The organism is Microcoleus sp. B7-D4, assembly GCF_036705125.1.
Taxonomy (GTDB): Bacteria; Cyanobacteriota; Cyanobacteriia; order Cyanobacteriales; family Microcoleaceae; genus Microcoleus.
This window is the reverse complement of the sequence record NZ_JAUBTT010000021.1, coordinates 16,309-28,107: the sequence shown is the minus strand read 5'-3', so window position 1 is coordinate 28,107 and position 11,799 is coordinate 16,309. Positions and strand designations below refer to the sequence as shown.

The window sequence follows — 11,799 nt, the reverse complement described above, 5'->3', positions numbered from 1 at the left end:
AGATAGCATCTAACTGTACTCTAACTGTACTCTAACTGTACACAGACTGAATCCACTCCCATTCGCGCCTTAATCCTTCTTCTAAAGCAACCTGTGGCTGATAACCTAAGATTTTCTGGGCTTTAGACACATCCGCGCTAGTGTGCCGCGCGTCTCCCCTCGCAGCTTCGGTAAAATCTATCCGAATAGGTCGATCGACAATCCTCTCTATTGTATCAATAACTTCTTTCAAAACTACCCGACTTCCCCCACCAATATTAAAAACTTCCCCCGCAGCTTCCGCAACCTCAGCCGCCGCTAAATTCGCCGCAACGCAATCGCTGATAAACGTAAAATCCCGCGTTTGCAATCCGTCGCCGAAAATTGAAATCGCCTCGTCAAACAAAATCGACTTAAAAAACTTGTGAAAAGCCATATCGGGGCGCTGTCTGGGCCCGTAAACAGTAAAATAGCGCAGGGAAGTAGTGGGAACGCCAAAATTTTTGTAATAAAGTCCGCACAAACGTTCACCGGCTAATTTCGTAATTCCGTAGGGAGAAACCGGCTGCGGACAAGCGTTTTCATTCGTGGGAAAAGATTCAGCATTGCCGTAAATTGAAGAAGAAGAAGCATAGACAAACTTTTGCAATCTTGGCGCATCTTTGGCCGCTTCTAACAATACTTGAGTGCTGTTAATATTGCGTTCGGTATAGCTGCGAAAACCATCGCCCCAGCTAGCACGAACTCCTGCTTGCGCCGCCAGATGAAATATTACCTTCGCATCAGATAAAAGACCTCGCCAATTTACAGACAAAATATCGCCTTCCACCAATTCAAAACCCGGATACCTTTCAAATCGTGCAATATTCTTGCGCTTGAGATCCGGATCGTAATAATCGTTGAACTCATCAACACCGATCACCGTCTCCCCTCGATTTAAAAGAGTTTCTACTAAATTAGAGCCAATAAATCCCGCCGCACCCGTAACAATTAAAATACTCATTCGATTTTAGATTTTAGATTTTAGATTTTATTTTTAAAAAAATACACAAATTATTGCCTAAGTTGTCATCTTCTTCTTTCTCTTCCTCTGCGTACTCTGCGTTCTCTGCGGTTCAAAAAGCATCAAATAGGATAATCATAGATAACTATCAACCCCCTTGCTTCTCACAAAAGAGGTTGATAGTTAACTTTCATTGTTCAAAAGAATCTAAATCCAGCGCTTGGGAACCTCCGCGTTCTAACTCGATCAAAAGCTTACCTAGCTGAGTCCAAACTAGCCAGCCCGTGAGTACCGTCAGTGGCAAAGCTAGGGCATAACAAAGTAGTTTTGGGAAGCCAAAAATCTCCATCCCAGAAGCTAAAAATACGCAAATTCCGCCAGCCATTCCCAGAAAAGGTATGACCAATTGCAGCCTTGGCAGGTTAGCCAAGGTGCGAGTAGAACGATTTTTAGACCACTGTTGTACCGATTGTTTGAGAGTTGCTTCAAATGCTACGCCGGAAGCCATACCTGCTAGTAATCCAGCCGACATTAAAAAATAGGGAGGTTCTGGAAAATAATACACGAATAATTCCTTAATTGGGGGAAGGGGGAATGGGGAATTGGGCATGGGGCATGGGGCATTGGCCCGCGCAGGGCATTGGGTATGGGGAATTAGTTATTAGAACCAACAACTAACAACCAACAAATAACCAATGACTAATGACTAATGACCAATGACTAATGACTAAAATCGAGTTAGCGCGGCTGCTCCTGCTGTGGAAAACTCCGTCAAAGCGCCTAGAGCAACGTTGAACAGGCGACCGGGCTGCAAATCTTCCTTGACTAAGTTCCACAGGCTGCGAACTTCTTCGGTGTGGATTCGATCGTCCTCAATCAAAGCTAACATTAGCTGGCGTCTCAAAAACGACCCTTCCTCGGACAGCAAAAATTGCAAGCCTAGTTGTGCTGTGGGGAGCAAGTCGAAACTGCGATCGGATCGGGCGATCGCGATCATGTCCTCTAACCTGTTCCACTGGAATTTGCCATCTTTGAATAATACCTCAATCAGACGCCGCCGCAGTGCCGGAGATTCTCCGTTCAACAAACGCCGCGCTACATAAGGATACGCCACCTCGACTATCTTGAAATTCGGATTCAGCGTCAGGGCCAAACCTTCTTCTGTCACCAGAGAGCGAATAATTAAGGCAAATTTCGCCGGCACTCGGAAAGGATAATCGTACATCAACTCCGAAAACTGGTCTGTAATCGTCTTGAAGTTAAAATCTGACACCTTTTCGCCGACGATATCACCCAGTACAGATTCCAACGCCGGGACGATCGGCATAATATCTGTATCTGGCGTCAAAAAGCCAAGTTTGACAAAATCCTTAGCTAACTGTAAGTAATCTTTGTTGATCAAATGAACGACAGAATCAACCAAAGTTTCTTTAGTTGTTTCTTCCATCTGATCCATCATCCCAAAATCAATGTAAGCCATGCGGCCATCCGCTAAGGCAAACAGATTTCCCGGATGGGGGTCAGCATGAAAAAATCCATGTTCCAGCAACTGTCGCAAACCGCTGCGGACTCCGACTTCAATTAAACTATCGGTATCCAAACCTGCGGCTTTAACACTTGCCATATCTGTCAGCTTGATGCCGTCAATCCATTCGAGAGTCAGAACGCAATTTGAAGTATAGCGCCAGTAAATACTGGGAACTTTTACTGTCGGGTCGTCGGCAAAATTTGTAGCAAATTTCTCGGCGTTGCGTCCTTCATTGATATAATCAATTTCCTCGAACAATTTGATACCGAATTCATCGACTATTAAACAAAGGTCGTGACCGAGATTCAGCGGCAACAACGGGCCCAACCATCCAGCGGCCCAGCGCATTAAATAAAGATCCAGGCTCAAGACTGGCAGCAAATTCGGTCGCTGAACCTTGACTGCTACTGCTTCCCCGGTGAGGAGGCGAGCTCGGTAGACTTGACCAAGACTTGCCGCGGCGACAGGTTCGGGGGAGATTTCGCTGTAGGTTTCGCTAATTTTGCGATCGAGTTGCGCTTCAATAATCTCGAAAGCGCGCACCGAGTCAAACGGCGGCAATTGATCCTGAAGTTTGATCAATTCTTCAAGAAAGTCTTTGCGGATCAAATCCGGTCTGGTAGAAAGGGCTTGGCCGACTTTAATGAAAGTTGGGCCCAAGCGAGTGAGTATTTGTCGCAGGTGGGCGGCCCGTTCCGGCTGGTGTGCTGCGACTTCGTGCTGCCAACTGTCCCACAGCATCCCTAGCACAAAGCCCGCAAAAGACCAAATAACGGTAATTGCGCGCCAAATTGCTTTCCAAGGACGGTTGCGGTAATACTGAGCGATCGCTTGTGGATCGTAGCGTCTAGCCTGAGTGAATTGATACTGAGGCACTCGTTTATTTTCCTCTTATCTTCTGAAAATTACAGGTTAAATTGAGAATTGGGCATCGGCCATCGGGCATCGGGCATCGGGCATCGGGCATCGGGCATCGGGCATCGGGCATCAGGCATCGGGCATCGGGGATTAGAAGTCGAAAGTTCCAACATTCTTTATTCTTTATTCTTCCTTCTTCCCTCTTCCCTCTTCCTGAAATCCGTTACCTCCGTTACATCCGTCGAGCGAATCCGTTGCCGAACTTCCTTTTTCATCATTGACCGATCGCATTTCAAGTTTTAGGCGAGCGGAAAATGCACCCGTTCGAGGCGGATTGCTAGCCTAAATTTGTTTCTTTTCATTAAATATAGTACATAAAAGTACAAGTGATCAGTCAAAATACTTAACAGCTCTCCCTGACCGCTGCACATTCTCACAGCAATGCAACCCTGCAATTCTTTTCTCCTCCTGCATTTCCCTCGCTGATGCCATCGCGCCAAAGCTACCGGATGCGATCGCCCTTTGCCAAGCAATCTTTCAGACCATAAATCGTCCGCTCTTGTTGATCCCTCGACAGTTCCGGGAACATCGGCAAAGACAAGACTTCGCGACAAACTTGCTCAGCCTGTGGCAATTGACCGACAGAATAGCCCAAAGATTTGTAAACAGGTTGCAGGTGCAAAGGTAACGGATAGTAAACCATCGAACCGATGCCAGCTTCCTGCAACTGAGCCCGCACCGAGTCCCGGAAATTGCCAGAGGGATTTTGCGCGTCTTCTGGACTTGTCAGCCGGATCGTGTATTGATTCCAAACTCCTTTTGCTTCGGGCAATTCTTTGGGGAGGGCAACTCCGGGCACGCGGGAGAGAAATTCGCTGTAAAGTGTCGCTTTCTCCTGCCGCTGGGCGTTCCAACTGTCGAGATATCGCAATTTAATGCTGAGAATCACCGCTTGCAGGGCATCTAAACGGCTGTTGTAGCCGATTTCTTCGTAGAAATACCTAGAAGACTGTCCGTGTTCTTTGAGCATTCGCATGGAAGCTGCGAGGGCTGGATCGTTTGTCGTCACCGCGCCACCATCACCGCAAGCGCCTAAGTTTTTGGTCGGATAAAAACTGAAGCAGCCGACATGGCCGATGCTGCCGACTTTTCGAGACTGCCACTGGGCCCCGACAGATTGGGCGCAATCTTCAATTACGGCTAAATTGTGCCGAGTCGCAATTTCCATCAACCGAGTCATGTCTACCGGTTGGCCGAAGATGTGGACGGGCATAATTGCCTTGGTTTTGTCGGTAATTGCCGCTTCGAGGAGTTCGACATCCAGATTAAAAGTCTCGCTGTCAATATCGACAAATACTGGAGTCGCACCGACGGCGCTAATTGTCTCAGCCGAAGCAAAAAAGGTAAAGGGAGTGGTAATCACTTCATCGCCGGGGCCAATTTTGAGAGCTCGCAAAGCCAAAATCAGGGCATCGGTGCCGGAGTTGCAGCCAACGCACTCGGAAACGCCGATGTAGTCGGCGAACTCTCGTTCAAAACTCTTCACGGCCGGGCCGCCTACGTAGCCGCCAGAGGCAAGCACTTTTTGCACCGCAGCGGTTATTTCGTCGCCAAGGAGCGCGTATTGGCGGGTTAAGTCGAGGGGGGGAACATTATTCACTCTTCACACCATAAATTTCAAGCATTATCAAAGCAAATTCTTGCAGCAAAACTGTTTCTCAGAAACCTTTATTGCAATATCTTATATTTGGACAGGCAAACAATCACATTATCGAAAGGGTGGGCCGGTGTTAATTCTGCTAGATTTTACAGATTTGGGTTGGGCTTTGGGGATGGTGGCGATCGCGATCGGGCTTTCGGCGTGGCAGGGATTGGGATTGGAGGGGACGATCGCGATCGCCGCAGGGCGCACCCTGATCCAGCTAATCTTAGTCGGGTACGTGCTCGCAGTCGTATTTGACCCGGAGGGGAAAAATCCTTGGCTGGTTTTAGCAGTTTTAGCAATCATGCTGACAACAGCTAGCATGGTTGCCAGCAACCGCATCAGCAAAAAAATCAAGAACTTACTGCCCTTAGTTTGGGGTTCAATTTTTATCAGTACGGCCTTGACTCTCGCCTATACAAACTTGCTAATTTTGCAACCTGACCCTTGGTACGAACCGCAATACCTGATTCCTTTAGCGGGTATGATTTTGGGCAATGCCATGAACTCCGGGGCGATCGCGGGCGAAAGACTTGTCAGTACAGTTAATAGCAGCCAGTTAGAAATAGAAACCCATTTAAGTTTAGGTTCCACGCCGCAGCAAGCAGTAAAGCAGTACCGCAAAGATGCCATCAAAGCTGGATTAATCCCACTATTAAATACAATGACGGTGGTAGGAATCGTAACTTTACCCGGAATGATGACAGGTCAAATGCTGAGCGGTGTCAGTCCTCTCGATGCAGCATCTTACCAGATTTTAATTATGTTTGTGTTAGCGCTGGCAACTGTAATCGCAACTCTGCTGTTGACTGAGGGATTGTCCCGGAAATTTTTTAATCAAGATGCACAATTGATCAAATGGTAATTGGGAATTGGGCATTGGGAATTGGCCAAACAGGGCATTGGGAATTGATAATATAATGTAGGTAGGAACTTGTATGTGGCAGTATTTTTATGAACAGGCAAGATGCCTGTTCCACAAAGAGTGAGTTATCTTGTGGGGTGGGCTTCTAGCCCGCCCTAGCCATCACTAAGGAGAATAACCATGATTCAAACAGCAACTAAAACGCTAACTTTTGAAGAATTTGCGGAATGGAAGCCAGAAAACGGACGTTATGAACTGCACAATGGAGAGATTGTTGAAATGTCACAGCCATTAGGAGACCATGAAGAAGTTATCGGTTTTTTAGCCTCAGAGTTAACTGCTGAGTTTAGAAAGGTAAAACTTCCGTACTTCATCCCCAAACAAGCATTAGTTAAGCCACTGGAAAACGAATCAGCTTATTCGCCCGATCTTCCGATATTAAATCGCCCCAACTTAGCGTCAGAACCTATGTGGAAAAAATTCTCAACCGTGACTCAAGGCGCATCAATTCCGCTGGTTATTGAAGTAGTTAGCACGAATTGGCAAGATGACTACATCAAAAAAGTAGGCGAATACGAACTAATTGGGATTCCTGAATACTGGATTGTGGATTATCTCGGTTTGGGCGGCCGTAGGTTTATCGGGAATCCCAAGCAACCAACGATATCGGTTTATCAGTTGGTTGATGGCGAGTATGAGGTGAGTTTGTTTCGGGGAAATGATAGGATTGAGTCGCCAACTTTTCCAGAGTTGAATTTGACGGCTAAACAAGTTTTTCAAGCTGGATTGACGGGGGATGAAATTGCTGGGGATACCGATTAGTTTTGAAGGAACAGGACTTAGGGAAGAAGTGATTTTACGCCCTACCCATAGCGGTAAGGCGCGCATTGCAAACCTGCAAGATAGAGGTTATGCGTAAATCCTGAGTTACTCTTTTACTCAGATAAAAGAATAGGAATTAATCGTTCCTCGATTTCATCAATATAGGCTGTTAAGCCTGTATAAACACCCTTTTTTCGTAGAAATTCCACAGGCGTGTCTTCCCAGCACTGTTGTTCGCGTTCCATCTTGCCACCTGTTAGCTTTTCGACAACAACTTTAGGATTTCTAATGCGATCGGGTTCTGTCAATGAGTTAGAGCGTAGTCTGTGTGACTCCTCGCAAGGATTAAACGTCAATTCGGTCATTATCTCTTGAAGAATTTGTTTTTCCTGTTGATTAGATGGAATAAACCCATTTAAAACCCAAGCTTCCCGCATTCTGTCGGCTGTACCCATAATAATTTCTAATTTAGGTTGTCGTTCGATTTGTTCTGAACGTGCTTGCTCAATACCTTCTCTTCGCTGAGGTTGATTGTCTAAATCGCGGATCAGGAGAACTGCTTTAATCTGTCGTGTTTTTTGAATAAATCGTACTAAATTAATAATTTTTATAGCTGCTGCACCATCAGCTTTTAAGGCTCCATCTTTACGATGACCTAAATACCTTGGAGGACGAAATCCTAAGCTTTGTTGGAAATTATCTATAATTTGATTAATATTTTTCCAGCAAGAATTCTCCGTGCCAGCTTCTAAACCACTCCATTGAAATAGATGTTGCAGCATCTCAGGTTCTAACCAATCAATTTTTTCTACTAAAACGCGATCGGCTAATCTAGTAGCGGTTCGTGCGTCTGCACTACTTTCTACAATCACCACAAACTCAATCATTTATTTCTCCTGCAACCACCCAATCTTCTCCCTCAGCATCCCAGAATTCTCCAGTGGTTAAAGTTTGTTTTGCCCATTCTACATCAGGATGTTCATCCAATCGTTTGCAACGAGTCACACCTGAATAGTTGTTACTTAATACATGAACTTGAGAAGGAAGAAGTTCATCCACAATGTAAGGAGAATGGGTAGAAAAAATAATTTGCAGATTGCTGTTGTATTGAAGAATTTCCTTGAAAACAGCGATTAATTCTCGTTGCGCTTTGGGATGGAGTCCCTGTTCAACATCATCTAATAACACTAAATTAGGTTGATTGGGATTCATCAAAACAGTCAGTAATCCGAGAGCGAGCATTGTGCCTTCGCTAATGGCATGGGCTGGTATGCGCTTACCAGTATTCATGTCTAGGACAACTTCTTGCCCTGCAATTTCCTGACTTTCTTCGTAGGAGATAGATTTGCCATCGACTTCGATTAAGCGTTGGCGATTGACCATAACTTTAGCTCGCCTTACCCCTACCTCGCGGACACCTGGTACAATCCGTTTCAACATTTTCTGTAAAGATTGAAATTTATCTGGATCTTCGTCACGAAGATAGTCTAAGGTAGGTGCTAACCCTGAACCATCGAACTCAACTCGCGGTGTAATTGCATCACTGTAAGCTGCTTTAGCAAGATTAGTAGCTACGAGCTTAAGATGAACTGCGTTTCTCAAAGATTGCTGAATTGGCTCTTCCGTAGTCATTAAGGAAGTTTCAGACATTACTTTCCTATATTCCTGGTTTTTATCTGCCTTCCATAATGCTGTAAACTCCCACATCTGATTAACGTTTCGTCTCCACTCATAGGAAGCTTCCCAATTATTTATATCTGGGTTTTTCCAAAAACCACTTGCAGTAACAGACATATTATCTTGCCCAATTGTTGTAATAAATTGAGGCTCTTTTTCATGCTGAAAAATCTTGTCAAATGATGAATTAGCAAGCCGACTGAGATAATGCACTGCTTGCAAAACTGATGTTTTACCCGAACTGTTTTGTCCTACGAGTGCGTGTAGGCGTGAACTATCTAAACTAAGTTCTGTATCTTTATGACTTTTGAAGTTATGAAGTTTGACCTTTTCTAGCATTTGATTGCTAATATTATTTTATACAGTTTGATTGCCGAGCTTGTAGTGTGTGTTCGGATGTTCTAAGTTGTTAGCGCGCATTTAATTGTAACAATCATGTTTCTTGAAACAATGAGTGGGGCGTTGCTCCTAGCCCGCCCCAAAAACTAAAATTAAATGCCGTAACAGCTTACTTCGGTTCGTGACTCCCAATCCGCTTGCCTTCGCCATCGTACACCTGCATCGGGATTTGGGCGTTTTCGGCGATCGCCTCCAAAGCTTTTTGCAATGTTTGAACGTGCTTTTCTACAGCTTGGCGAGACTTCACAGCATTGTTGTTGTTTGCTTGAATGAAAGTTTGTTGCAGTTTCTGCACGTAACCTGGAGTCATCTGCACCGCAATCAAATCTTTGCTAACAGTATAGTCGCAAATCTTGGGGTTGCCTTTGCAAGTTCTATCTAAATCGGTGCGGGCTTTTTGCAGGTTCCTTTCTTCCTGCAACTTTACTTCTGCTTGCTGCAATGAAGTTTTGTAGGAAGCGATCAGCGGTTGGGCTTTCTGAGAATAGGCAGTTGCCGCCGGCACTTGCTCCGCGTAACTCAAAGCTCTTCGCCAGGATTCTGATGCTTTAAACCAGGCGTTTTTGCCCTCAAAAATTCGAGCTTCCGCTGCTAAAGTCACAGCTTGAGTATAGGCATTTTCCGAAATTCCTTCGACATTTTTGCGCTCGCGAGCTTCTGAAAGTTTGGTTTCGTATTTGGGAACTAGCAGTTTAGCTTGTTGGTAAGATGTCGTGCCCGTGGGAATTTCTGATAGGATTGCGAGGGATTCTTCCCAACCTGCTTGCACTTGATCCCAAGTCTCGGCAGTAGTCGCTACTGCTTCGCGAGCTTCTGCTATTTGGGCTGTATTTTTGGCCGCGAGCAGCGTTTTTTCGGCTTTTTTCTCTGTGCTTAACTGCCGATTTCCTGTTGCTACATTCTTCCGGTATTCCTTCGTTTTTCTCTGAGCAAATGGATACACTGGGCTGTCTGTGGGGATTTCTCCGAGTTCGGCGATCGCACTTTGCCACAGAGCTTGCGCTTCCTGCCCGTCCTCGGCAGAATAAGGCGGATTTTGGGTTTTCTGGGCTGCTGACTGTGCGAGGCGCGCTGCATCGATCGCAGAGTTTAAATTCTGATTTTGCGAACGGTAGCTTTCCAGAGCGCTTTGAGCTTCACCGCGATGAATTGACCATGAGGGAATCGGTTCCAAAAGGGCGATCGCCTGTTTTAACTGTCGCTGCGCTTCTTGGGGGCTGTTGGCAACTTTTGACGTTTTCAGCGTCTTCGTCGAATTCTCGCTCAACTGTTTGGCATTAGCTAAAGCACTACATCCTCCGATGACGCAGGGCCGGCTCAGCATATAATAACCGCCTGCCAAAATTAGCGCCGCCATGCTGACCATTCCTGCTGCAGCCAGCATCGCCAACGGTGAATGCTTAGGTTTTTGGGCAACTGTTACCGCTTCCATATCCAGCGGATTGAAGGGATTGTCTGCAATATCTGCCGGGATTGCTTGCACGCTGAAGGCGATCGGCTCGGAATTGCTGGAACTCTCAGACAAATTGGGAAAATATTCTTCATCCCACGCATCTTTCCCATCCGTTTCTAACGGTATCTCCTCCTCTACATCCGCCGTCTCGACCACATTTTCTGTTAAGACTATCCCGGTTTCTTCGGCAGGGGGATTCTCGGTTTTTTTGAACAACAGCACTGCTTTTGGTCTTGACAAAACAGGGTTGTGCATGGTAAAAGAATGGAAAGCATAAGGCTGTTTTTGCCCGGTAATTTTTAGGCAAAGTCCAATCTGTTGAATAGATTCGGGTTCTATTTCGAGAATTGCTGCTTCTAGCACCGCAAAAGTCGGTTTGGCTTTGAGAACTACACTGCGCGGGTGTTCTCCCACAACCGTTAAAGATTCATCTCGAAAATCACAACTAATATAAAGCGGTAAGTTTTTAAATCCGGCTGCTTGCAAGTGTTGCTGCAATTTAACTTCTAGAATTTGTGCGTTGCTTTGTCGCGTTGCTGCTGTCATATTTTCTCCTCTGTCTAATCTCACCACTTTCGATTTTAGATTTGGAATTTTAGATTTTAGATTGCAGAACAGTCGGGATTTTTGATCTGTTTGAACTTTGACCCCGATTCATTCCAAATCTTAACTCTGAAAATTCAAGTCGCCACAAAATCTTAACTCTCAAATCTCAGCTTGCAAAGCCTGTCCATAACTTTCGCTGTAATAAACTTGAGTCACGTCAAAACGTCCGCCATATTGTTTCAAAGGTGCTGCTGCATAACCAAGCGGCAGCAAACAGCAAACATCTACTTCTTCGGGAATTTGAAAAGCTTCTTTCACCTTAGCGCTGACAAAACCTTCCATCGGACAACTGTCTACCCCAAAGCTTTTAGCTGCAATCATTAAGTGGGCTACTGCGAGCATTGTATGTCTGTTTGTCCAAGCTTCTAGGGACTCGAAGCAGGGACGGTTCTCGAACAATTGCGGGATTGCTTGTCGCATATAACCGGCTAAATTGTCATTCATTGCGCCTGTGGTTTTGCCCAAGTCGATGACGGCTTCGGTGTTTTCGGGCCTGGCGGCGCGCCGATCGCCACAACAGATTAATACTGTTGGGGCTTCTACCACTTGGCGCTGATCGAAGGCGCAAGCTTTTAATTTTTCTTTGCTGGCTGCGTTTTGAATTACGATAAACCGCCAAGGCTGCAAGTTGTAACCAGAGGGCGATCGCACTCCCAATCGCAAAATCTCTGCCAATATTGCTGGGGGAATCGGATCGGGTTGGAAACTGCGCGCGGCCCGCCGGCTTTCGATCGCCGTTTTAACATTAATTGAAGGTTGGATTTCAATTGTCATGGATAATTGGTAATTGGTAATTGGGCATTGGGCATTGGGCATTGGGCATTGGGCATTGGGCATTGGGCATTCGGAATTGGGCATTGGGCATCGGGCATCGGGCATTGGGCATTGTTATTTGTTATTTGTCCGA

At 45.8% G+C, this 11,799-nt stretch carries 10 protein-coding genes; 2 read left to right on the top strand and 8 right to left on the bottom strand.

Going from position 1 to position 11,799, the window contains the following annotated elements:
- Window positions 1–31: 31 nt before the first annotated feature.
- The 4 genes from QUB12_RS10910 to QUB12_RS10895 form a co-directional block, all read right to left on the bottom strand.
- Window positions 32–982, bottom strand: a complete 951-nt coding sequence (locus QUB12_RS10910; RefSeq protein WP_333144835.1) for an NAD-dependent epimerase/dehydratase family protein — start codon at window positions 980–982, stop codon at window positions 32–34.
- A gap of 190 nt (window positions 983–1,172) precedes the next feature.
- A complete protein-coding gene (locus QUB12_RS10905) occupies window positions 1,173–1,592 on the bottom strand; it encodes a hypothetical protein (protein WP_445300660.1) in 420 nt (139 codons plus the stop codon).
- A 117-nt stretch (window positions 1,593–1,709) separates the two neighbouring features.
- Window positions 1,710–3,386: an AarF/ABC1/UbiB kinase family protein gene (locus QUB12_RS10900; RefSeq protein WP_333144836.1), complete on the bottom strand. Its 1,677-nt coding sequence runs from the start codon at window positions 3,384–3,386 to the stop codon at window positions 1,710–1,712.
- 484 nt (window positions 3,387–3,870) lie between these two features.
- On the bottom strand, window positions 3,871–5,028 hold the full coding sequence (locus QUB12_RS10895; protein WP_333306709.1) for a DegT/DnrJ/EryC1/StrS family aminotransferase: 1,158 nt from the start codon (window positions 5,026–5,028) through the stop codon (window positions 3,871–3,873).
- A 127-nt stretch (window positions 5,029–5,155) separates the two neighbouring features.
- Between QUB12_RS10895 and QUB12_RS10890 the strand changes: the two genes are divergently transcribed.
- Together QUB12_RS10890 and QUB12_RS10885 are read left to right on the top strand one after the other, a co-directional pair.
- Window positions 5,156–5,935 carry an ABC transporter permease gene (locus QUB12_RS10890; protein WP_333144839.1) on the top strand — a complete coding sequence of 260 codons (780 nt, stop codon included), beginning with the start codon at window positions 5,156–5,158 and terminating at the stop codon, window positions 5,933–5,935.
- A 180-nt stretch (window positions 5,936–6,115) separates the two neighbouring features.
- Window positions 6,116–6,757, top strand: a complete 642-nt coding sequence (locus QUB12_RS10885) for a Uma2 family endonuclease (RefSeq protein WP_333144840.1) — start codon at window positions 6,116–6,118, stop codon at window positions 6,755–6,757.
- Window positions 6,758–6,870: 113 nt separating this feature from the next.
- Here the strand turns inward: QUB12_RS10885 and QUB12_RS10880 are convergent, their stop codons facing one another.
- The 4 genes from QUB12_RS10880 to QUB12_RS10865 all read right to left on the bottom strand — a co-directional run bounded on the left by QUB12_RS10880 (window position 6,871) and on the right by QUB12_RS10865 (window position 11,750).
- Window positions 6,871–7,644 (bottom strand): hypothetical protein, encoded by a 774-nt coding sequence (locus tag QUB12_RS10880; protein ID WP_333144841.1) that lies wholly within the window; start codon window positions 7,642–7,644, stop codon window positions 6,871–6,873.
- Complete coding sequence (locus QUB12_RS10875) at window positions 7,637–8,773, bottom strand: AAA family ATPase (RefSeq protein ID WP_333144842.1); 1,137 nt, start codon at window positions 8,771–8,773, stop codon at window positions 7,637–7,639. The genes QUB12_RS10880 and QUB12_RS10875 overlap by 8 nt, the downstream gene beginning before the upstream one ends.
- Before the next feature lie 169 nt (window positions 8,774–8,942).
- Window positions 8,943–10,832 (bottom strand): hypothetical protein, encoded by a 1,890-nt coding sequence (locus tag QUB12_RS10870; protein ID WP_333144843.1) that lies wholly within the window; start codon window positions 10,830–10,832, stop codon window positions 8,943–8,945.
- A 159-nt stretch (window positions 10,833–10,991) separates the two neighbouring features.
- Entirely contained in the window at window positions 10,992–11,750 is a 759-nt protein-coding gene (locus tag QUB12_RS10865) for a nitroreductase family protein (RefSeq protein WP_333300941.1), read from the bottom strand.
- Between the last annotated feature and the right edge of the window lie 49 nt (window positions 11,751–11,799).